This window comes from Xanthomonas sp. 1678 (assembly GCF_031455575.1).
Taxonomy (GTDB): domain Bacteria; phylum Pseudomonadota; class Gammaproteobacteria; order Xanthomonadales; family Xanthomonadaceae; genus Xanthomonas_A.
Map to the genome: position 1 here is coordinate 716,739 of NZ_JAVDSZ010000001.1, position 24,113 is coordinate 740,851.

A 24,113-nucleotide genomic window follows, 5' to 3' on the forward strand; every position below is an offset into this window, starting at 1 on the left:
AAGTGCGCTGCGCAGTGACGCGCAACGCATTCTGCGCCGTGCGGGGAAGCACGGCCTCCATCGATCGACGTAGGTTCCCGCCGCCTTGGGCCACGGGGACGTGGCGTCGTGCGGCCTGGATTTTTCGTGCAGGCCGACCAACCGAGAGACACGCCATGCGCCAGGTTCGCTTGCCTTCCCTCCGTCCAGCCTCTTTCTGTCGCGATCGCCGCGGGCAAGGGCGCAGCCTGTTGTGCGGCGCGATCGCCATGGCCTTGCTGGTGGCGCTGCCCGCCGCGGCGCAGGACGCAACCAAGGTGCCGGACAAGGCAGCCGCTGCCGCCGACGGCGGCGAAACGGCCGCCGCCGACGCCAAGACCCTGGACAGCGTGGTCGTCACCGGTTCGCGCATCCGCCGCAACGATGCGCTGGACGGGCCGACGCCGCTGACCGTGATCGGCGCCGAGCAGATCCGCGCCGCCGGCTATACCGAGATCGCCGACGTGGTGAACCAGCTGCCGAGCCTGGCGCTGACCCAGACCAGCCAGACCGGCAACCTGGCCGGCAATCCGGGCATCAACGCGCTGGATCTGCGCGGAATGGGCACACAACGCACGCTGGTGCTGGTCGACGGCCGCCGCCAGGTGCCGGCGATTCCCGGCACCTCGGCGGTGGACGTCAGCAACATCCCCTCCAGCCTGGTCGAACGCGTGGAAGTCATCACCGGCGGCGCCTCGGCGCTGTACGGCGCCGACGCGGTCACCGGCGTGGCCAACTTCATCCTGAAGAAGGACTTCCAGGGCGTGGACGCCAGCGCCCGTTATGGCGCGTCCAGCCGCGGCGACATGCGCAGCACCAGCATCGATGCGCTGTTCGGCCGCAACTTTGCCGACAACCGCGGCAACGTCACCGTGTACGGCTTCTACGAACGCGAGCCCGATTCGGTGTCCGGCCAGGACCGGCCGTGGACCGCGATGGGCTATCCGATGTACACGCGCAACAACCGCAACCAGCGTTACTGGATCTCCGACAACAACCGCAACATCAACAACGCCGAGGATGCGCAGCTGATCCTGGGCGGGCGCCACTATGCGATGACCGCCGACGGGCGCCTGCGCGCGCCGGTGCTGGGGCCGGGCGGCTACGTCAACGCCGCACCGCTGAGCCTGGCCAATCCGGTCGACGCGCTGGGCAGCCTGCTCACCGACGGCGGCGAGTACGGCGGCCGCTACGACTCGTGGTACCTGTCGGTGCCGTCGGACCGCTTCTCCAGCCGCGCCACGTTCAATTTCGATTTCAGCGACAGCCTGCGTCTGTTCGCCAACGTCGGCTATTCGCAGAACAGTTCGCGCTCGGCATGGCGCGCGCTGAGCGCGTTCGGCAGCGAGGCGGTGCCGGCCGACAGCCCGTTCATCACCGACGAGATGCGCGCGGCCAACGGCGGCGCGATCACCGACGGCGTGTACTTCGCGCGGCACTTCGACGACGAACTGGGGCAGGGCGGCAGCGAGTACCGGCGCCGGCTGTTCCAGGGTGTGGTCGGGCTGGAGGGCGACTTCAGCCTGGGCGGGCGGGCGTGGAACTACGCGGCGTACTACTCCTACGGCCGCACCCGGCAGCGCAACCGCGACATCGACACGGTGGCCTACGACCGCTACTACCTGGCGGTCGATTCCACCACCGCCGCCGACGGCAGCGCGATCTGCCGCAGTACGCTCGACGACCCGGGCAACGGCTGCGTGCCGTTGAACCCGTTCAAGCGCCTGACCGCCGAGGAGATCGGCTACCTGCGCTACGACTCGGACTGGGCCACCACCACGATGACGCAGCAGGTGCTGTCGGCCTATGCCTCCGGCGGCATCTTCGACCTGCCCGGCGGCGAGGCGCAGATCGTGTTCGGCGGCGAGTACCGCAAGGAGCGCAACGACATCGGCGCGATCGCCCAGTACGACCCGGCCAACCCGGCCTACGACGCCACCCTCGGCACCACCCAGCTGCCGTTGCGCGGGCAGTACGAGGTCAAGGAGCTGTACAGCGAACTGCACCTGCCGCTGCTGGCCGGCAAGCCGTTCGCCGAGCGGCTGGGCGTGGACGCGGCGGTGCGCGTGTCCGACTACAACACCGCCGGCCGCACCGTCACCAACAAGTTCGGCATCGACTGGTCGCCGATCCGCGACATCACCCTGCGCGGCACCTACGGCAAGGCGGTGCGCGCGCCCAACATCGGCGAGCTGTACACCGCCAGCAGCATCGGCGGCATGTGGATCACCGACCCGTGCAACACCTACAACCTGCGCTATCGCACCGACCGCAGCCAGTACGCCGCGGCCAACTGCGCGCAGCTCAACCCGTCCGACAAGGACACCTACTGGCTGTACCGCGACATCATCACCAAGGGCAACCTGGACCTGGGCAACGAGACCGCCAAGACCCGCACCGTCGGCGTGGTGCTGCGGCCGCGCTTCCTGGAGGATTTCTCGCTGTCGGTGGACTACTACAACATCGACCTGCGCGGCGCGATCGATTCGTTCCCGGCGCAGACCATCATCAACAAGTGCGTCGACGCGCCGACGCTGGACAATCAGTTCTGTTCCTTCGTCGGCCGCGACGCCGGCGGCAATCTGCTCGACGTGATCACGCAGAAGCTGAACCTGTCGCGCTACCTGACCCGCGGCGTCGATTTCGCCGCGCAATACCGCTACGACCTGGCCGGACTCTGGGGCCAGAACGCCGGCGCGCTGTCGTTCGACCTGAACTACACGCGCCTGATTCGCCAGGACTACACCCTGGATCCGGATCAGCCGGAAGACGTCACCCGCTTCGCCGGCGTGTTCGGCTCGCCGCAGTGGAAGGGCGTGTTGCGCAGCACCTGGTCCAACCAGCATGCCGGCGCGACCTGGTCGCTGCGGCACATCGCCAAGATGCGCACCAGCACCCAGATCACCGACACCGACTACCAGAAGGTCTGGACCGGCAACGTGTTCTACAGCGACGTGTCCGGCTACTACCGGCTCAAGTCGGGGCTGGAACTGTTCGGCGGCATCACCAACGCATTCGACCGCGCGCCGCCGCGGGTGCCGGGCGCGGAGGCCGGCGGCGCCAATTTCGAACTCGGCTACCACGCCGGCGTGTACGACGTGATCGGGCGGATGTACTACGGCGGGATCCGCCTGGCGCTGTGACGACCGCCTGCCGCCCGCGCCATTCGGCACAAATCCGCATGTCTGCGCAGCCGTGGCGACAAGACGCGATGACGTATCGATGACACAGTGGCGACAACCCGTCCTGTTGTGGCCGCGGTCGGGCCTGCCTGCCGCCGCCACGTGCAAAGGAGCAAGCGCTATGTATTGCCATGTTTTCTCGCCGCGTCCCGAGGCCGTCCAGCAGAGCGGTGCCCGATGAGTCCGGGTTCGGGTCATGTCCATACGGCGCAGTGCGCGCACGCCGCCGCCGCCGATGCGGCGACGCTGGATCCATCGCGCCGCCGCTTCCTGCAATGGAGCGCGCTGGCGATGGCCGCCGGGTTGCTGCGCTTCCCGCTGGATGCGGCCGCGTCCAGCGCCGGGCGCGTGCAGGCGTTGCCGCTGCAGCAGGTCACGCTCAAACCCTCGCTGTTCCTGGATTCGCTGCAGACCAATCGCCGCTACCTGATGGAGCTCGAGCCGGACCGGCTGCTGCACAATTTCCTGCAGTACGCGGGGCTGCCGCCGAAGGGCGCGGTCTACGGCGGCTGGGAAGGCGACACCATCGCCGGCCACACCCTGGGCCACTACCTCAGCGCGCTGGCCAAGATGCATGCGCAGACCCGCGACGCGGAACTGCGCAAGCGCATCGACTACATCGTCGCCGAACTGGCGCGTGCGCAGGCGAAGGACGCGGACGGCTACGTCGGCGGCTTCACCCGCAAGAACGACAAGGGCGAGATCGAGGGCGGCAAGGCGGTCATGGAGGACGTGCGCCGCGGCATCATCAAGGGCAGCAAGTTCAACCTCAACGGCAGCTGGTCGCCGCTGTACACCCAGCACAAGCTGTTCGCCGGCCTGCTCGATGCGCATGCGCTGGCCGGCAACGCCCAGGCGCTGGCGGTGCTGGTGCCGATGGCCGGCTATTTCGCCGGCGTGTTCGACGCGCTCGACGATGCGCAGATGCAGAGCTTGCTGGACACCGAGTTCGGCGGCCTCAACGAGTCCTACATCGAACTGGGCGCGCGCACCGGCGACGCACGCTGGATCGCGATCGGCAAGCGCCTGCGCCACGAGAAGGTGATCGACCCGGCGGCGGCCGGCCGCGACGCGCTGCCGCACATCCACGCCAATACCCAGGTGCCCAAGTTCATCGGCGAGGCCCGCCAGTTCGAGGTCGCCGGCGATGCCGATGCCGCCGCCGCGGCGCGCTTCTTCTGGGAAACCGTGACCGCGCACTACAGCTACGTGATCGGCGGCAACGCCGACCGCGAGTACTTCCAGGAACCGGACACCATCGCCGCGTTTCTGACCGAGCAGACCTGCGAGCACTGCAACAGCTACAACATGCTCAAGCTGACCCGGCACCTGTACCAGTGGACGCCGCAGGCGCGCTACTTCGACTACTACGAACGCACCCTGCACAACCACGTCATGGCCGCGCAGCATCCGGGCACGGGCATGTTCACCTACATGACGCCGATGATCAGCGGCGGCGAGCGCGGCTTCTCCGACAAGTTCGACTCGTTCTGGTGCTGCGTCGGCAGCGGCATGGAAGCGCACGCGCAGTTCGGCGATTCGATCTACTGGCAGGACGCTTCCGCGCTGTACGTCAACCTGTACATCCCTTCCACCCTGGACTGGCCCGAGCGCGACCTGACGCTGGAACTGGACAGCGGCGTGCCGGACAACGGCAAGGTGCGGCTGCAGCTGCGCCGCGCCGGCGCGCGCACGCCGCGGCGCCTGCTGCTGCGGCTGCCGGCCTGGTGCCAGGGCCGCTATACCGTGCGTCTCAACGGCAAGGCCCAGCGCGCCACGCTCGCCGACGGCTACCTGGCGCTGGAGCGCGACTGGCGCAGCGGCGACGTGATCGAACTGGACCTGGCCACGCCGCTGCGGCTGGAGCACGCCGCCGGCGATGCCGACACGGTGGTGGTGATGCGCGGTCCGCTGGCGCTGGCCGCCGACCTCGGTCCGGTCGCCGAACCCTACGATGCGCCGGACCCGGCGCTGGTGGCGACCGCCGACCCGCTGGCCGGCTTCGCCGAACTGCCGCAGTCCGGGCATTTCCTGGCCAGCAGCACGCAGCCGCAGGGGCTGACCTTCGTGCCGTTCTATGCGCAGTACGAACGCCGCAGCGCGCTGTACTTCAAGCGCATGGCACCGGCGCAGTGGGCGCAGGAGGCGGCGCGGCGCACCCGCCAGCAGGCCGAGCGCGCGGCGCTGCAGGCCAGTGCGGTGGACATGATCCAGTTCGGCGACGAGGCCTCCGAGCAGGCGCACAAGCTGAGCAGCGACACCTCCTTCGGCGGCGCCTACCGCCGCCAGCAGTGCCGCGACGTGCGCGGCAAGGGCTTCGTCGAATTCCAGATGCGCGGCAGCGCACAGCCGCTGGCGTTGCGCCTGCGCTTCTGGGGCAGCGACAAGGGCCGCTTCAACATCCTGGTCAACGGCAAGCTGGCGGTGGAGGTGCAGGTGGAGCGCGGGCAGGTGATCGACTTCGTCGACCGCGACTATCCGCTGCCGCCGGCACTGACCCGCGATGCGGCGCAGCTGACGTTGCGCATCGAGCCGCAGCACGGCGACACCGCCGGGCCGTTGTTCGGCGGCTGGTTGATCCCGGCCGCGAGCGCATGAGCGCTGCCGCGGCGCGCGCGCGCGGCGCTGGCCTGGCTCCCCGCCAGGAACCGGCGATGGCAGCGCGCTCGGTTTCCTCCGCTCGCCGCTGGCTGTGGCACGGCCTGCTCGCGCTCGCCGCCGTCGGCAGCGGTGGCTGCGCGCATGCGCCGTCGCAGGCCGCGGCGGCGCGTTCGGCGAGCCAGTTGCAGGGCATCTGGGTGATCGACCAGGGCCCATCGTTCCCCGGCCCGCGCTATCTGCGCATCGCCGAGCGCGATGGCCAACCGCACGGCAGCATCACCACCGACTGGTACGGCGACGTGCCGATGCAGCAGTTGCGCATCGACGGCGGCGTGGCCCATTTCCAGATCGACAACGGCAATCCGCGGCTGCCGGCGCAGCCGTGGACCGCGACCCTGGAGGACGGCCGACTGCACGTGGCCGGCCGCATCTGGGACGAGCAGGTCGACGTGCGCGCGCGCCGCGGCAGCGAGGCCGATGCGGCGCGGCTGGCATTTCCCGTCGCGCCGCTGCCGGACTACGCGGCGTTGCCGAGCGACGGCCTGGCGCGGACTCCGCCGCTGGGCTGGAGCAGCTGGAACCGGTTCGCCGAACATATCGACGACGCCACCGTGCGCCAGATCGCCGACGCGATGGTCGCGTCCGGACTGCGCGATGCCGGCTACGTGTACGTCAACATCGACGACGGCTGGCAGGGCGAGCGCGACCGCGACGGCGTGCTGCAGCCGAACTCGCGCTTCCCCGACATGCGCGCACTGGCCGACTACGTGCACGGCAAAGGCCTCAAGCTCGGCCTGTACAGCTCGCCCGGGCCGAAGACCTGCGCCGGCTACGCCGGCAGCTACGGCCACGTCGAACAGGACGCGCGCACCTGGGCCGGCTGGGGCATCGACTACGTCAAGTACGACCTGTGCTCGGGCGAAGGCATCTTCCGCGATCCGCAGCAGGTGCGCCGCGCCTACCTGCAGATGGGCCAGGCGCTGCGCGCGACCGGACGGCCGATCGTCTACAGCCTGTGCCAGTACGGACGCGACCACGTCGGCCAGTGGGGGCACGAGGTCGGCGGCCATCTGTGGCGGACCACCGGCGACATCGAGGACAGCTACGCGAAGATGGCCTCGATTGGCTTCGACCGCAACGGCGATCCCGCCGACGCTGGGCCGGGCGGCTGGAACGATCCGGACATGCTCGAGGTCGGCAACGGCGGCATGAGCATGGACGAGTACCGCACGCACATGGCGTTGTGGGCGCTGTCGGCGGCGCCGCTGCTGCTGGGCAACGACCTGCGGCAGATGACGCCGGCGACGCTGGCGATCCTGCGCAACCGCGAGGTGCTCGCGATCGACCAGGATGCTCTGGGCGTGCAGGGCAGGGCGGTGCGCAAGGACGGCGCGATCGAGATCTGGCGCAAGCCGCTGGCCGACGGCGGCGTCGCGCTGGGCGTATTCAACCGCGATACGCAGCCGCAGCAGGTGATGCTGACGGCCGACGACGCCGGCACCGCGTTGCACGGACGCCGTTGGCGCGATCTGTGGCGCGGCCGTTCGCAGGCGGCCGAGCGACTGCGCAGCGTGCAGGTCGCCGCGCATGGCGTGGTGTTGCTGCGGTTGTCGCCGCCGCCGGCCGCACGCGCGCACTGAGCGCACTGAGCGCACGGACGGCGGCACGCGTGGCGGCGCATGCCGCCCGCCGCGCGTGCGACCACGCTTGCGCTTCGATCGCCATCTGGTCCGATGCCGAAAGTCCGCCGCGCGCATCGCAACGCTGCCAGGGTGATTGGCGCTATGCCGAGTTGCATCAAGCAAAGCCCCGCCGCGCATGACCATCATGTCGCGTGCGCAGCAGCCCGCATGCGCGGCGGGCAAGCAAGCGAAGCGCCGGATAGCCACGACCATGCACTATTCCGCACGCAGAGCCGCTAATTGCGACAAGACGCAGGCTCCACTTCCGGGCACATTGTGACCACGTCGTTAAAACGTGATGACCTGGCTGTTTCTTCGGCCGACACGCCGGCGTGCGGGACAGGACCCGCCGCTGCCGTTCGCCCTCCATCTGCAATACCGGGGATCCGCGCGCACCGCATTGCGCGAAGGACATCGAGCATCCCCGCCGTTGCGTCCGTTCTTGCATAGACCGGGCGCGGGAAACGCAGTTGCTGGCGGCGCTGGAAGCGTCGCGCTCGTTGCATCAACCGTCCGCTGGCGCAGAGCCGGCGCGGATCCGTTCGGCCATTCGTTTTCGTCCATGCCCCGTGTCGCCATCGCTCAGGAGATTCCCATGTCGTTTCCGCACGCAAACCCTTCCTCGCATCGCAACGCACCGGTGCCGCAGCCGCTGGCGCTGGCGGTGATCGCCGCGCTGTCGCTGGGCGCGTCGTGGTCGGCGCTGGCGCAGGAGGCGGACGCGGACGGCGGCAAGACCCAGACCCTGGACAGCATCGTGGTCACCGGCTCGCGCCTGCGCCGCGTCGACACCGAAACCGCCAATCCGGTGGTGACCATCAGCCGCGCGCAGATCGAGGCCACCGGCAAGGCCACGCTCGGCGATCTGGTGCAGGAACTGCCGTCGATCGCCGGCAACGCGACCAACCCCAACACCAACAACGGCGGCGGTACCGGCGCCTCGACCATCTCGCTGCGCGGCCTCGGCGACAAGCGCACGCTGATCCTGGTCAACGGCACGCGCCTGGCCAGCAACGACGTCAACGCGATCCCGGCGACGATGATCGAGCGGGTGGAAGTGCTCAGCGATGGCGCGTCGGCGGTGTACGGCTCGGACGCGATCGGCGGCGTGGTCAACTTCATCCTGCGCAAGAGTTTCGACGGCATCGAGGCCAGCACCGATTTCGGCACCAGTTCGCGCAGCGACGGCAACCGCCGCAACTTCTCGCTGACCGCCGGCAAGACCTGGGACCGCGGCAGCGTGATCGCCGGCGTCTCCTATCACGACATCGATCCGGTCTCGGCCGGCGCGCGCGGCTACTCCAAGGATGCGCTGTCGCTGATCGGCGGCGTGCCGGTCAAGCAGGGCTCCTCGGCCACGCCGACCGGCAGCATCAGCTTCAACGACGGCTCGGCCCAGGCCAGGGCGCTGGCGGCCAGCAACGGCTGCTCGCGCGTCACCTTCAATGGCGGCAGCAGCAGCCCGACCGATCCCAGCCAGTACCACTGCTACGTCGCCTCCACCGATTCCTACAACTACCAGCCGTACAACCTGCTGCAGACGCCGCAGGAGCGCACCAACGCCTTCGTGATCGGCAGCTTCCGCTTCAACGATCACCTGGAAGGCTACGTCAACAGCTACTTCAGCAAGACCAGCTCGGCCTCGATCATCGCGCCGATCCCGATCTTCGCCAACGGCGACAACTTCCTGGTGTCCTCGGCCAGCTACTACAACCCGTTCGGGCTGAACTTCGGCACCGACCGCAGCGCCGGCCAGTCGTATAACGACTTCAACAGCCGCGCCACTGTGCTCGGCAATCGCCGCTACGAGTACAACACCTACAATTTCCAGATCAATCCGGGCCTGCGCGGCAGCTTCGGCGAGAGCTCGTGGCAGTGGGACGCCAGCATCAACTACGGCAAGGTCAAGCAGAAATCGATCAACAACGGGTTCCTCGACTACGCCGGATTCAACGCCGCGGTCGGTCCCTCGTTCCTGGACAGTGACGGCACGGTCAAGTGCGGCAGCGCCGGCGCGGCGATCGCCGGCTGTACCCCGATCGACATCTTCAACCTCAACAGCCCCAACAACCTCGCCGCGCTGCAGGCATTGGTGGTCAACCCGATCGTCACCAGCGTGTACCGGGTCAAGCAGTTCGAGGCCAACGCCAACGGCAACCTGTTCGAGCTGCCGGCCGGCACCGTGAGCCTGGCCGCCGGCGTGTCCTACCGCAAGGAGAGCACCTCCACCGCCGCCGACGCGCTGTGGACCGGCGACGAGAACGGCCTGTGCGGGGTGATCGAATACTGCGCCACCGTGCTCGGCGGCAGTTTCAGCGTCAAGGAAGCCTATGCTGAGGCGCTGTTCCCGCTGCTGTCGGAACTGCCGCTGGTGCATTCGCTGAACCTGACCGTGGGCAGCCGCTTCTCCGACTACGATTCGGTCGGCAGCAAGACCAACAGCAAGGTTGCGCTGGAATGGCGCCCGATCGAGAACCTGCTGTTGCGCGGCACCGTCTCGCAGGTGTTCCGTGCGCCCAACATCAATGAACTGTATTCCGGCGTAGTCGGCGATTCGGCCACGGTCAACGATCCCTGCAACGGCTACACCGGCGGCCACGAGGGCGCCTGCGCCAACGTGCCCACCGACGGCAGCTACCAGCAGGCCGACAACCAGATCGGGGCCAAGGCCTCCGGCGCGGTGGTGGCCGGCTACCAGCTCAAGCCGGAAACCGGCAAGTCCTACGATTTCGGCGTGGTCTACGATCCGGGCTGGCTGGACGGGCTGTCGATCAGCGCCGACGTGTGGCGCATCGATCTCAACGACACCATCACCACCGTGTCGGCGCAGACCGTGTTCAACCAGTGCTACGCCAACTCGGGCAGCGCGTTCTGCGCGCTGATCCACCGCAACGACAACGGCACCATCAACTACGTCGCCGAGCCCACGGTCAACCTCGGCAAGCTGTGGGCGCGCGGCGCCGACTTCAGCCTCAACTACCGCTTGCCGGACACCGCCTGGGGCAGCTTCAACGCCGGCCTCAACGGCACCTACACCATCCGCTACGACGTCAACCCGGACAGCACCGACCCCAACACCGTCACCATCCACAACGCCGGCAAGTACACCCAGGCCTACGGCAACTTTCCGCGCTGGCGCGCGCTCGGCACCCTGGGCTGGAATCTCGGCAACTGGAGCGCCAACTACCGCATGCGCTACATCGGCGCCACCGAGATCGGCAGCGCCGACGCGCGGCAGAACCTGTCGGCCGACGTCGGCGAGCCCGGCGTGGTGCGCGGCATCGGCGCCTACGTCTATCACAGCGCGCAAGTGGGTTACCAGTTCGCGCAGTGGCGCACCCGCGTCGAACTCGGCGTGGACAACCTCACCGACAAGCAACCGCCGCTGTACTACGCCAACAACGTCGGCAACGCCAACACCGACGTGGCCACCTACGACCTGCTCGGCCGCTACTACTGGGCGCGGGCGACGGTGAAGTTCTAGGCCTGCTGTCGTCCAGTCCGAACCAGGACGTGCGGACGCCGTTCCCGGTCGGCGTCTGCACGCGGGCTTCGATGTCGTAGTGCGCGATCCTGGCGGCAGCCCGTACATGGCTGCCGCCGGTGCGGACAGATCCTGGGGCGCTGTGGAGCGATCGCCAAGGCGTGGCGATCAGCGCCCATGACGCTGGCCTATTGCGCGACTGTGACGGCGCCGACGACTGATACGGCGAGTACCAGACTGCCGGTAAATCGGCGACCGCAGGAATCCGGCACTTCCCTCGATGCGTGTTATGTCCGGTTGCCGTCGACGCTGGACGGCTAGGCTTTCGGATCGATTGGTGCGGCGCCTTGTTTCCTGCGCAGCCGTGACGTCGGGCGCACTTGGCGCTCGTGCCGCACAGCCGCGCCGCGCCGGCTTACTCCAGCAACTTCAGCAGGTCCCGGTGCAGGTCGTGCGGAATCCGCACACCTTCGCGGATGCTGCGCTCGCGTGCCTTATAGCGGCGTTGCGATGGCAGCCGCGCACCGGTGTCCTGGTAGGCGGCGAAGAACGCCTCGGCGCGTGCCATGTGCGTCGCCCACTCCGCGCCAAGGAACCGCACCGGGTCCAAGGCGATGATCAATTCGCCGTGGTACGGGGAAGCGCCGGCGCCGGCGTCATGCGCCAGCGATTCGGCGCTGGTGAGGTCGCCGATCAGCGGCCCGGCGATCAGTTCGATCATGGCGGAAAGCGCCGACCCCTTGTGTCCGCCGAAGGTCAGCATCGCGCCACCGCCGCCGGCGACCACGTTCGGATCGGTGGTCGGCCTGCCGGCGGCGTCCACCCCCCAGCCTTCGGGAATCGGCAGACCGGCGCGGCGGTGCAGTTCGATCTCGCCGCGCGCCACCGCGCTGGTGGCGAAATCGAACACGAAGGGAAGCGCGTCCCCGCGCGGCCAGCCGAACGCGAGCGGGTTGGTTCCCAGCAGGGGCGTGTGGCCACCGGCCGGCGTGACCCAGGCATGGCTGGGATTGCAGATCAGCGCGACCAGCCCGGCCTCGGTGATGCGTTCGACTTCCGGCCACAGCGCGGAGAAATGCACGCAATGGTTGATCGCCAGTGCCGCCAGCCCATTGCCACGCGCCTTCTCGATCAGCGCCGGCAGGCCGCGCTCGAATGCCAGCAGCGAAAAGCCGCCGCATGCGTCGACGCGGACGATCCCGGGTGCCTGGTCACGCACGACCGGCTCGGCATCGCCCACGACCCTGCCGTTGCGCAGCGTCGCCACGCATCCCAGGGTGCGGTAGAGCCCATGCGACGCGCAGCCGTCGCGTTCGCCCGCGACGATCGTGGCGGTGAGGGTTCGCACATGCGCCGGGCCGAAACCGGCATGGCGCAGGATGCGTTCGACCAACGCGGTGGCTTGATCCAAGGACAGTGCGACGGTATCACTGGCGTTCATCGGAAAAGCGCGGAAGGGAGGATCCGGGATTCTCGCCCGTGCCGCGCTTTGTGAACACCCTCGGGCTGCCAGCCAGCATCGACAGTTTGACCTGCATGCCAGTTACGTCGCGCCAGACAACGCCCACACACTTGGATGACGTTGTAATGAATCGGTCGTACGCGAACTGCGTAGCGGCAAGCTGACGGCGCCGAACTTTTTGAGGCGAGGCCGCTCATCGGATGCTTGAAAATTTTCTTGACAGCCATCCCTGAATTGGTCAAATAATTCGACGAAGCCGGAATCCGGCCGACAGGGGATCTTCCGTTCGATCGATTGCCTCGCGCCTTGGCGCGATAAGTGTTGCATTGCGTTTTTTGCGATTTTCGTTATCGCGATACTCGCTGTTGGGAGCCTCGCGGTCATTCAGGGAATTCGGCCCGCAACGGGCTGAAAAGGAAGAGGCAATCGATGGTCGGGATACGGCTGGTGATCGGCATGGTGCTGCTGTGCCTGAGCGCGCGTACGCATGCGTCAGATAATTTGGGGCCCTACGAGGAGTACGAGAAGAAGATCAAGGCCTCGCAGGTGGTTGGCCCGCTGAAGGGCGATATCTTCGGTGAGAGCATCAGTCTGTACAACATGAGCGTCAGCTTTTACGCCACCGACGTGGACGTACCGGGCAATAACGGATTGCCCGTCGAGGTTGGACGCGAATTCAAGGTCATGAATTGACGTTCGGTATACGCGGCAAAAGGCTTCGGCGACTGGGAAATCGACACGCCGCGCGTTTATGGCGAGTTCCGAGCTGACATAGGCTGGGTGATAAAAGGCGCATCGCCTACTTCGCGATGTTCCATTCCTGCCATACCTGATGCGGCGATGACGATCGGAAGCGTTGCGTACAGCGCTTATGACATGTGGCATGGCTATTATTTGCATATCCCAGGTGCGGGCGAGCAGGAGTTGTTGGTCGACAACCAGACCAAGACGCCGCGCCCGACCGATGGCCTTGCGCGTCCGTGGATCACCAAGGATGGTTGGCGCTTGGGTTGTCTGGCCAATACCATCAACTATGGCGGCGAGGGCTTTCTGGCGATTTCGCCTGCCGGGGTTAAGTATTACTTCGATTACGCGATCGTCACCCCCATCGGTGGCTACGAGCAGGCGGGCACGGGTAATCCTGCTGTGCGTGCCCGCGTCGCGCTTGCGGCCAGCCGCGTCGAAGACCGCTTCGGCAACTGGGTGACGTACAGCTATACGGGCGACAAGCTGTCCTCCATCCAATCCAGCGACGGGCGCGCGATCGCGCTGAACTACAACGGCGACCTGATCAGCAGCATCCAGACCAATGGCCAGACCTGGACGTATGGGTACGAATTCAGTACCGCGTATCCATCGGCACAAGGGGCCTATCGCCTGAAGACGGTTACTCAACCCGATGGCTCGCAGTGGACCTACAGCATCGTCAGCGGCAACATGCTGCCGAAGCGCGAGCCACCAGCCGGCGGTGGTGCTAGCAGTTGCGTCTATGAGCCTGATCTCATGGATGGCGCGGTTTCGCTGCAGGTGACCCATCCTTCCGGGGCCGTAGGCATGTTCGCTTTCGACTACCGACGTCAGTACCGGAGCCATACCCCCATCATCCGGTGTGCTCTACCGACGGGTCAGCAGCCGCCGAATCCTTATGTCCCCAACTACTCCGACAACTATGTACTGACGTCGAAGATCGTGACGGGTCCGGGTCTAGCGCAGCAGGTTTGGCATTACCTGCCGGGCGAGGGCGTAACGCAATTTTACAAGACGGGCAAAGCGACCGATCCCTGCCCAACCTGCACGCCGAGCAAGACGGCCAAGGTGACCAATCCGGACGGCACCGCCACCGCTTACGAATTCGGAATCATGTACGGCCTCAACGATGGCCGCCTACTGAGTACCACGGCGCTGGATGCCAACGGCAATACGCTGTCTAAGACCAGCAACACCTATTTCGCCGATGCCGACGTGGACGCGCAGCCCTTCCCTGCGGAAATGGGGCAGTCGTTGCTCGGTATTCCCAATCCCCTGACCAACGTGCTTCGCCCGCTGCGCAGCAAAGTCGTGCAGCAGAACGGCGTCTCCCACACTTGGACCGCAAACGGCTTCGATGCGTTTGCACGCACGCTCAGCGTCACCCGTGCCAGCCCCTGGCACTCGCGCACGGATGCAACCGAGTATTACGACGATCTGGGCAAGTGGATCGTCGGCCAGAGTGCCAAGAGCACCAATACCAATACCGGGCTGGTAGAGTCGCAGACCAGCTACGACACCAACGCGATGCCGTTGCAACGCTGGTCGTTCGGCAAGTTGCGCCTGACCCTGGGCTATAACAGCGACGGCACGCTGGCGACGGTCAAGGACGGCAACAACAACACGACCACCGTCTCCAACTGGAAACGCGGCGTCCCGCAATCGATCCACTACGCCGACGGCAACACCGAGTCGGCCACGGTCAACGACAGCGGCTGGATCACCTCGACCACCGACGAGAACGGTTACACCACCACCTATGGCTACGACACGATGGGCCGGCTGGCGAGCATCGCCTATCCGGCCAACGACAGCGTGGCCTGGAACACCACCACCCAGGCGTTCGAACAGGTCAACGGCAGCGAGTACGGGCTGGGCGCCGGCCACTGGCGGCAGACCGTGGCCACCGGCAACGGGCGCAAGCTGACCTATTTCGATGCGCTGTGGCGCCCGGTGCTGTCCCGCGAGTTCGATGCCGGCAACGAAGCCGGCACCCAGCGCTTCCAGAAGTTCGCCTACGACTACGACGGCCGTGCCACGTTCAGCTCCTATCCTGGAACGTCCGATTCGCTCAGCACCGGCACCTGGAACGAGTACGACGCACTGGGTCGGGCGACTTCCGTGTCGCAGGACAGCGAACTAGGACTGCTGACCACACGTACCGAATACCTGCCCAATGGCCAGACCCGCGTGACGAATCCGCGTGGCCAACAGACGGTCAGCGGGTTCCAGATATTCGATCAGCCGGATTACGCCAAGCCGGTGTGGATCATGCATCCGGAAGGCGCCAATACCGATATCACGCTGGATGTGTTCGGCAAGCCGACATCGATCCGCCGCCGCAATGCCGACAGTTCGCTGTCGGTCACGCGCAGCTACGTCTACGACGGCTACCAGCAGCTGTGCAAGACCATCGAACCGGAAACCGGCGCCACGGTGATGGACTACGACGCGGCCGGCAACCTGGCCTGGTCGGCCAGCGGGCAGGGCTACACCTCGACTTCGGCTTGCAACAGCGCCGACGTTGCCGCCGGCGCCAAGGTCGGCAGAGGCTACGATGCGCGCAACCGCTTGGCCACGCTCGCGTTCCCGGACGGCGTCGGCAATCAGTCCTTCGTCTACACCGTCGATGGACTGCCGGCGCAGGTCACCACCAACAACAGCAATGGTGGCAACGCAGTCGTCAACGCGTATACCTACAACAAGCGCCGCCTGTTGCAGAGCGAGAGCATGACTCAGCCGGGCTCCAGCGCGCTGAGCATCGGCTACGCCTACACCGCCAACGGCCACCCGGCCGGGGTCACCTATCCCTCGGGACTGTCGCTGAACTATGCGCCTAACGCGCTGGGCCAAGCCACCCAGGCCAACAGTTACGCACTGGGTGTGGGCTACTACCCGAACGGGGCGATCCAGCAGTTCACCTACGGCAACGGCATCGTGCACACGATGGCGCAGAACGCACGCCAGCTGCCTGCGCGCAGTTCCGACAGCGGCGCCAGCAATCCCCTCGACCTGGGCTACACCTACGATGCCAATGGCAACGTCGGCGGCATCACCGACTACGCGCGTGGCCGGCAGACCCGCAGCATGAGCTACGACGGGCTGGATCGCCTGTCCACCACGCAATCGGCGATGTTCGGCGGCGACAACCTGGCGCGCTACAGCTACAACGTGCTCGACGACCTGACCGCGGTCAAGGTCGGCGGCAGTCGCGACTACAGCTATTTCTACAATGCCAATCGGCAACTGTTGAGCGTCAACAACAGTTCCGACAGCTCAGCGGTGATCGGGCTGAGCTACGACGCGCAGGGCAACCTGTCCAACAAGAACGGCATCCACTACCTGTTCGACAAGGGCAATCGTCTGCGCGAGGTCACCGGGCTGGAGACCTACCGCTACGACGCGCAAGGGCGCCGGGTGCTGGCCAACAGCCCGAGCCTGGGCAACATTGTCTCGCTGTACGGGCAGGACGGCGTGTTGCGCTACCAGCGCGACGAACGCGTCGGCAAGATCACCGAGTACGTGTACCTGGGCGGCAGCCTGCTGGCCAAGGTCAGCAACCTGCCGACGCTGGCCTCGCCCAGCGTGACCGTTCCCGGCTACAGCAGTTCCGGCAGCTATACCGTGCAGTGGTCGACGGTGGCCTCGGCCAACCGCTACGAACTGCAGGAGCAGGCCAACGGCGGCAGCTGGGCCGCGCTGTATTCGGGGACTGCGAGCAGTCAGGCGATCTCGGGCAAGCCGGCCGGCAGCTATGCCTACCGCGCCCGCGCCTGCCTGGGCAGCTACTGCGATGCGTGGAGCGCCACAGGGACGGCGGTGGTGCAGTTCGCCCCCAGCGATGCGCCCAGCATCAGCGTCCCCGGCACCGGCGTGGTCGGCAACTACACCGTCAGCTGGGGCACGGTCACCGGCGCGGCCAGCTACTCCCTGGAAGAGAGCGCCAACGGCGGCAGTTGGGGCGTGTCCTACAGCGGCGGCGCGCAGAGCAACGCGTACAGCGGCAAGGCCGCTGGCAGCTATGCCTACCGCGTGCGCGGCTGCAACCCGGCCGGGTGCGGCCCGTACTCGGGCACCGGCACGGTACAGGCCGTCTATGCGCCAGCCGCGGCGCCCTCGCTCAGCGCACCGGCGACCAACACGAGCGGCAGCTACACGCTCAGCTGGAGCACGGTGGCCACCACCGTGAGCTACAACCTCGAAGAGAGCGCCAATGGCGGCGCCTGGACCGGCATCGCCTCGGTTCCCGGCACCAGCGCCGGGGTCGGTGGCCGCGGCGCCGGCACCTACTTGTACCGGATCAAGGCCTGCAATGCGGCTGGCTGTGGTCCGTACTCGGGCAACGTCTCCACTCAAGTGATCTTCGCCCCGAGCGGCGCGCCCAGCCTGAGCACCCCGGCCAGCGCCGGCGTCAATGGTTACACGGTGAGCTGGAGCGGTGTGGCCAGCGCCAGCAGCTACATCCTGGAAGAGAGCGCCAACGGCGGCGGCTGGACCGCCACGCAGAACGCCAACGCCACCAGCCAGGCATTCACCGGCAAGGGCAACGGGAGCTATGCCTACCGGGCCAAGGCCTGCAACATCGCCGGCTGCGGACCGTATTCCAATACGCAGACCACGGTGGTGGATACCTCGCCGCCGGCCACGCCGTCGTTCAATACCGGCTATCGCTACATCAACACCTCACCAGCCACGTTCGAACTGGACTGGACGCCGAGGGCGCGCGCTACGCGGTACGAGATAAGTGGTGCGGTCAGCTACTCCGGACCCAATACCTTCGTCACCTTGAGCAAGACCGGCAGCGTCAACACCGTGCAGGTGCGCGCTTGCAACGAGAACGGATGCTCGGCTTGGTCAGCTGTCTTCACACCGACGCTTGAGGGGAGAGGCTAATGAGCATCGGATACGAAATGAAAGGAATCGCCAAGCCCTTGATCAAACTGCTGTGGCTGCTGGTCCCCGCGCTGCCTTTTCATGCGGCGGCCGATACAGTGGAGTACGTCCACACTGACGCCCTCGGCACCCCGCTCGCGGTCACCGACGCCAGCGGCAACCTGATCGAGACCAGCGAGTACGAACCCTACGGCAAGCTGCTCAATCGCCCGCTGACCGATGGACCCGGGTTCACCGGCCATGTGCAGGATCCAGCCACCGGGCTGACGTACATGCAGCAGCGGTACTATGATCCGGTGGTCGGGCGGTTCTTATCTATTGATCCTGTTACCGCCTATGCGAAGCCGGGAACAAACTTCAATCGCTACTGGTATGCAAATAACAATCCATTCAGGTTTTCAGATCCAGATGGCCGCTATGTTTGCTCTGGGAGTGAGCAGGATTGTTCAAAATTTGATGATGCAATAAAAATGGCTAAGGATGCATCGGAGAGTGGGAAGCTCTCCATTGGGGAGAAAAGTACTTTGGATGCCGCTGTAAAGTTTTTTGGTGAGAAAGGCAATGCTGATGTGAAGGTTTCCTTTGGAAATTTAAATGGAGATGCAGCTCGGATCAATACGGATAGGGACGGGAAAGGGAGTGTGAAGTTTGACTTGAAAGCCATTGAGGGTAAAAGCGCTGGTGCCTCCGGGGCTGCAAATGGTGTGGCGATGAGAGTTGTGCATGAAGGCGATCACGGGGTGCGGATAGTTAAGTATGGCTTTCCCCAATCGAGATCCGATCGCTTCGAAAGGGAGCAGCACGGTTATCGAGCGGAGGCTCTTTATCAAAAAGCTACTGGGTTTCTTCAGAATTCTAATAATATCTGGGCGCCTTGGAATCCGGGTGATGGAATAAACGAAAAGGCAGTTGATGCAAGAGCAAATTTTTCTGTTATGTCATCCTGTGCGGCATCAAGTGAAGGGAGTTGTCGATGAGTACAATAAAAAAAATTGATTTTAAATTTGTTTTTTTAATTTTTGGAATTTCATTGAGCTCCTCTTGTGTAAGTTTATCTTCCGGAAATTCTGTTGTGGGTGGCGACGGCTACTTTGCTGATCCCGCTGATTTTCGCGGTGTGAACTTTAAGCCCGGGCAGCCTGCTGTCGGAGTTCCATTGGCTGACGCGCTGGCCACCAGTGATGATCAAGACTCGCTTAAGAGTGATTTTTTCATATTGGAAAAAATGCCTCCTGATATTGCACTTGAGGTTGTAGGCTTTACAGATTCAATAGAATGTAGCGGAATGTCTTGTCTCGATCTGTCGTTACGAAGAGCGCAAAGCGTACATGACTGGTTGATAAGCCGTGGTGTGCCCAAGTCACGGCTTTCTACTCCCCGTGGATTCGGTAGTGCCAGGCCTGTTGGTGATAATGAAACTGACGAAGGTCGAGCAAGAAATAGGCGTGCATACATCAGTTACGAGAATCATCCATAATACTCTGGAATCTAGCTTTTAGCATTGTGGTGGAGTGAGTGCGCTGATCCATATTGGGTGATTGGTCAGTGCTTACGAGCGCGGTCGCCAGCGCCAGCAACTACAGCCTCGGCGGCGTATCTTTCAGTCGAGCCGCAGGTAGTGCGGGATTGGCAGCGTGGAAGAACATGGGAAAACTCCTGTTTTGCACATCAATGTTGTCCTCCTGGATGTGGTGAGGATGCGCATGTCGTGCTTTTTGACCCTCACTGGATCAAGAATTCGGATAAGTAAATGGATGATCATTTGGTCTGATGGCGTTTTGTAAGGTTATTTGGCGCCTTGTTGATATCAAGCCAAAGTAAAGATTCGAACTTTCACATTGGTATGAATTTGCTCGATAGGCTAAGGATATTGTTGCGGCTATTGATGATGGTGTGCCGCATTTCTTGCATCATTGCTTTGATGGTGCTGATTTCGCCTAAAAGATCCAAGATGTGCGGCAGTGCAAATCAAGGGGTGCTTTTGTTTATAAATCGTAACGGGGATGAATGTAGGTCATAAGTGGATGAATTTTTTCAGTCAAAAAAAAGCCGGCAAGGCGCCGGCTTCGTTTTTACACACGCTGGCACGAGGGCTTACGCCGACAACTCCAGCAACAGCTTGTTGAGCCGCCGCACATAAGCAGCCGGATCCTTCAGACTGTCGCCGGCGGCCAGCGCAGCCTGGTCGAACAGCACCCGGGCCAGATCGCCGAAGCGCTCGCCGTCGGCTTCCGCGTCCAGCTTCTCGATCAGCGGGTGCGCCGGGTTGAACTCGAACACCGGCTTGCTCTCCGGCAGCTTCTGTCCGCTGGCTTCCAGGATCTGCCGCATCTGCAGGCCCAGGTCGCCCTGGCCGATGGCCAGGATCGCCGGCGAATCGGTCAGGCGGTGCGACACGCGCACTTCCGACACGTCCTCCCCCAGCGCCTGCTGGATGCGCTCGACCAGGCCCTGTTTGGCCTTGGCCGCTTCTTCCATGGCCTGCTTCTCTTCCTCGCTGTCGAGCTTGCCCAGGTCCAGGTCGCCGCGGGCGACGTCGACGAAGGACTTGCCGTCGAACTCGGTGAGGTAGCTCATCAGCCACTCGTCGATGCGGTCGGTGAGCAGCAGCACTTCGATGCCCTTCTTGCGGAACACTTCCAGGTGCGGACTGTCCTTGATCTGCGCGTAGCTCTCGCCGGTCAGGTAGTACAGCTTGTCCTGGCCTTCCTTCATCCGCGCCACGTAATCGGCCAGCGCCACGCTCTGCTCGGCGTCGCCGCTGTGGGTGGAGGCGAAGCGCAGCAGGCCGGCGACCTTCTCGCGGTTGCCGAAATCCTCGGCCGGGCCTTCCTTCAGCACCTGGCCGAAGTTCTTCCACACGCTCTTGTAGCGCTCGGGTTCGTCCTTGGCCAGTTTCTCCAGCATGTCCAGCGCGCGCTTGCTCAGCGCCGACTTCATCGAGTCGATCACCGGGCCGGACTGCAGGATCTCGCGCGACACGTTCAGCGGCAGGTCGCTGGAATCGACGATGCCCTTGACGAAGCGCAGGTACAGCGGCAGGAACTGCTCGGCCTGATCCATGATGAAGACGCGCTGCACGTACAGCTTGAGCCCGCGCGAGGCGTCGCGCTGGTACAGGTCGAACGGGGCACGGCCGGGCACGTACAGCAGCGAGGTGTAGTCGAGCTTGCCCTCGACCTTGTTGTGGCTCCACGCCACCGGGTCCTCGTGGTCGTGCGCGATGTGCTTGTACAGCTCCTTGTATTCCTCGTCCTTGATCTCGGTGCGCGGCCGCGTCCACAGCGCGCTGGCGCGGTTGACGGTCTCCCATTCGGGGGTTTCCGGCTTGTCCTTGTCCTCGCCGATGTGTTCCTTCGGCAGTTCGATCGGCAGGGCGATGTGGTCGGAATACTTGCGCACGATGCCGCGCAGCTTCCAGCCGTCGGCGAAGCCGTCTTCGCCGTCCTTCAGCTGCAGCACGATGCGGGTGCCGCGCTCGGGCTTGTCGATGGTGGCGACCTCGAACTCGCCTTCGCCGCGCGAGGACCAGTGCACGCCCTCGCTGGCCGGCAACCCGGCGCGGCGGCTGTACACGTCGACCTGGTCGGCGACGATGAAGGCGCTGTAGAAACCCACGCCGAACTGGCCGATCAGGTGCGAATCCTTCTTTTGGTCGCCGGACAGGTGCTTGAGGAAGTCGGAAGTGCCGGACTTGGCGATGGTGCCCAGGTGCGAGACGATCTCCTCGCGGCTCATGCCGATGCCGTTGTCGTCGATGGTGACGGTGCCGGCGTCCTTGTCGAAGCCGATGCGGATGCGCAGCTGCGCATCGCCGTCCAGCAGCTCGGGCTTGACCAGCGCCTCGAAGCGCAGCTTGTCGGCCGCGTCGGAGGCATTGGAGATCAGCTCGCGCAGGAAGATCTCCTTGTTGGAATACAGGGAGTGGATCATCAGCTGCAACAGCTGCTTGACCTCGGTCTGAAAGCCCAGGGTTTCTTTTTGGGTTTCCACGCTCATCGGTGCTTGCTCCATGGTGATGGCTGGCCGCGCGGAGGAGGGCGCGACTCTGCCAGCGGACATGGTGGCGGCCGGGCCCGGCTTCAAGCGCGAGCGGTGGCCGCGGCGCTGGTCTATCATCCGGGCCCCGTTCCGTGCCGCCGCCGTCGATGCCGAGCCCGCGCCCGTTTCCTTTCCAGTCCCGGCCAGTGCGAGGCGGCCGGTGAGCCGTGCCGGCGTAGGCCAGGTGCGCATCATCGGCGGGCGCTGGCGCAATACGCGGCTGCCGGTGCCGGACCTGCCGGGCCTGCGCCCGAGTTCCGACCGGGTCCGCGAGACCCTGTTCAACTGGCTGCTGCCGGCGCTGCCCGGCGCGCGCGTGCTGGACCTGTTCGCCGGCAGCGGCGCGCTCGGCCTGGAGGCGGTGTCGCGCGGCGCGGCCTCGGCCTGCCTGGTCGAGCGCGATCCGGCGCTGGCCGCGCAGCTGCGTGCCACGGTCGCCAAGCTGCAGGCGCAGGAACAGGTGCAGGTGGTGCAGGACGACGCGCTGCGCTGGCTGGCCGCGCCGGCCACCGAGGCCCCGGCCGATATCGCCTTCGTCGACCCGCCGTTCGCCGCCGGGCTGTGGGACGCGGTGCTGCAGCGGCTGCCGGCGCGGCTGGCCGCTGGCGCCTGGCTGTACCTGGAATCGCCGGCCGGGCACGCGCCCGCGCTGCCGGCGCAGTGGGCGCTGTACCGCGAGGGTGGCAGCCGCGAGGTCCGCGCTGCCCTGTACCGGCGCACCGCTGCTACACTTCCCGGCGACCTTCACGCGGTATCCAACGCATGACCGTGGCCCACAGCCGCATCGCCGTCTACCCCGGGACCTTCGATCCGATCACCAACGGGCATATCGACCTGGTCAACCGGGCCGCGCCGCTGTTCGAACAGGTGGTGGTGGGTGTGGCGCAGAGCCCGTCCAAGGGGCCGACGCTGCCGCTGGAGCTGCGCGTGAACCTGGCCCGTGAGGCGCTGGCCGGGCACCGCAACGTCGAGGTGATCGGCTTCGATACGCTGCTGGCGCATTTCGTGCGCTCGGTCGGCGGCGGGGTGCTGCTGCGCGGCCTGCGCGCGGTGTCGGATTTCGAATACGAGTTCCAGATGGCGAGCATGAACCGGCATCTGATCCCGGAGGTGGAGACGCTGTTCCTCACCCCGGCCGAGCAACACAGTTTCATTTCGTCGTCGCTGGTGCGCGAGATCGCGCGGCTGGGCGGGGACGTGTCCGGCTTCGTGCCGCCGTCGGTGGTGCAGGCGCTGGTCCAGGCCCGCCAGGCCGCGGCGCAGCGCTGAGCCGTCCGTCATTCACAGACAACAAGGGAGCCATCCATGAAGAACACCGTACGCGTGCTGCTGATCGCCTCGCTGGCACTGGGCTTCACCGCCTGCAAGAAGGAAGAGCCCGCCGCGCCCGCCGCCGACGCGCAGGCGGCGCTGACCGCGCCGTCCAAGGACGACGATGCCGGCTGGAAGAAGTACCTGCAGGAAGTGGCGATCCAGAACATGGGCAACGTCACCAACAGCCCGTTCCTGTACTACCTGCCGCCGGAGTCGGATCCGGAGTTCCAGGCCAAGTACGAGCGCCAGGTCGAAAGCGCCACCACCGCCATCGGCCGCGGCATCCAGCCGGGCAACATGCTGGCGTTCGGTTCCTCGGCCTCGGCCAAGATGGCCGACCTGATCGCTGCGGCGTTCGCCAAGGTCGAGCCGAACACGATGAAGGGCGTGCGCGTGGTCTACATCGGCGCCGCCGCCGACAATGCCCGCGTGCAGACCGTGATCCAGCCGACCGGCGCCGAGTACATCTTCGTCGAAGCGAAGTGATGCGACGTCCGGCGCGCCCGCCTGGGCGCGCCGGACGCATTGCCTGGCGGGGAGATGCCTCCCTTGCCATCGCCGCGACCAACGGCCGGTCGCTGCCTGCCGCAGCCGGCACCGCGGCCATTTAGAGCGTGATGTCGGATCAAGCGCGCCCGCCAGCACTGACAGCGCCATGGTTCCCGCATGTCGTCACAATCGCCGCCGAT

General features: G+C 65.6%; 13 protein-coding genes. 11 read left to right on the plus strand and 2 right to left on the minus strand.

Annotated elements, in window-relative coordinates; genetic code table 11:
• Positions 1-248 precede the first annotated feature (248 nt).
• The 4 genes from J2Y70_RS03145 (at position 249) to J2Y70_RS03160 (ending at position 10,967) form a co-directional block, all read left to right on the plus strand.
• Complete coding sequence (locus J2Y70_RS03145) at positions 249-3,161, plus strand: TonB-dependent receptor (protein WP_309913125.1); 2,913 nt, start codon at positions 249-251, stop codon at positions 3,159-3,161.
• 216 nt (positions 3,162-3,377) lie between these two features.
• Complete coding sequence (locus J2Y70_RS03150; protein WP_309913126.1) at positions 3,378-5,798, plus strand: glycoside hydrolase family 127 protein; 2,421 nt, start codon at positions 3,378-3,380, stop codon at positions 5,796-5,798.
• 56 nt (positions 5,799-5,854) lie between these two features.
• Positions 5,855-7,441: a glycoside hydrolase family 27 protein gene (locus J2Y70_RS03155; RefSeq protein ID WP_309913128.1), complete on the plus strand. Its 1,587-nt coding sequence runs from the start codon at positions 5,855-5,857 to the stop codon at positions 7,439-7,441.
• A 637-nt stretch (positions 7,442-8,078) separates the two neighbouring features.
• Positions 8,079-10,967 carry a TonB-dependent receptor gene (locus J2Y70_RS03160; RefSeq protein ID WP_309913130.1) on the plus strand — a complete coding sequence of 963 codons (2,889 nt, stop codon included), beginning with the start codon at positions 8,079-8,081 and terminating at the stop codon, positions 10,965-10,967.
• 415 nt (positions 10,968-11,382) lie between these two features.
• Here the strand turns inward: J2Y70_RS03160 and J2Y70_RS03165 are convergent, their stop codons facing one another.
• On the minus strand, positions 11,383-12,408 hold the full coding sequence (locus J2Y70_RS03165; RefSeq protein WP_309913132.1) for an Ldh family oxidoreductase: 1,026 nt from the start codon (positions 12,406-12,408) through the stop codon (positions 11,383-11,385).
• A gap of 450 nt (positions 12,409-12,858) precedes the next feature.
• Between J2Y70_RS03165 and J2Y70_RS03170 the strand changes: the two genes are divergently transcribed.
• From J2Y70_RS03170 to J2Y70_RS03185, 4 genes are all read left to right on the plus strand, one after another.
• On the plus strand, positions 12,859-13,122 hold the full coding sequence (locus J2Y70_RS03170; protein ID WP_309913134.1) for a hypothetical protein: 264 nt from the start codon (positions 12,859-12,861) through the stop codon (positions 13,120-13,122).
• A gap of 201 nt (positions 13,123-13,323) precedes the next feature.
• On the plus strand, positions 13,324-18,069 hold the full coding sequence (locus J2Y70_RS03175; RefSeq protein WP_309913137.1) for an RHS repeat protein: 4,746 nt from the start codon (positions 13,324-13,326) through the stop codon (positions 18,067-18,069).
• A complete protein-coding gene (locus J2Y70_RS03180) occupies positions 18,069-19,046 on the plus strand; it encodes an RHS repeat-associated core domain-containing protein (RefSeq protein WP_309913139.1) in 978 nt (325 codons plus the stop codon). Before J2Y70_RS03175 ends, J2Y70_RS03180 begins: the two co-directional genes overlap by 1 nt.
• A complete protein-coding gene (locus J2Y70_RS03185; RefSeq protein WP_309913141.1) occupies positions 19,043-19,546 on the plus strand; it encodes an OmpA family protein in 504 nt (167 codons plus the stop codon). The genes J2Y70_RS03180 and J2Y70_RS03185 overlap by 4 nt, the downstream gene beginning before the upstream one ends.
• Before the next feature lie 617 nt (positions 19,547-20,163).
• Here the strand turns inward: J2Y70_RS03185 and htpG are convergent.
• Positions 20,164-22,068, minus strand: a complete 1,905-nt coding sequence (gene htpG / locus J2Y70_RS03190; protein WP_309913144.1) for a molecular chaperone HtpG — start codon at positions 22,066-22,068, stop codon at positions 20,164-20,166.
• A 202-nt stretch (positions 22,069-22,270) separates the two neighbouring features.
• Between htpG and rsmD the strand changes: the two genes are divergently transcribed.
• The 3 genes from rsmD to J2Y70_RS03205 are packed head-to-tail and all read left to right on the plus strand — an operon-like array spanning position 22,271 to position 23,910.
• Entirely contained in the window at positions 22,271-22,876 is a 606-nt protein-coding gene (gene rsmD, locus J2Y70_RS03195) for a 16S rRNA (guanine(966)-N(2))-methyltransferase RsmD (RefSeq protein ID WP_309913147.1), read from the plus strand.
• Entirely contained in the window at positions 22,873-23,379 is a 507-nt protein-coding gene (coaD, locus tag J2Y70_RS03200; RefSeq protein ID WP_184411109.1) for a pantetheine-phosphate adenylyltransferase, read from the plus strand. Before rsmD ends, coaD begins: the two co-directional genes overlap by 4 nt.
• 36 nt (positions 23,380-23,415) lie before the next feature.
• A complete protein-coding gene (locus J2Y70_RS03205; RefSeq protein ID WP_263397923.1) occupies positions 23,416-23,910 on the plus strand; it encodes a hypothetical protein in 495 nt (164 codons plus the stop codon).
• The last annotated feature ends 203 nt before the right edge of the window (positions 23,911-24,113 follow it).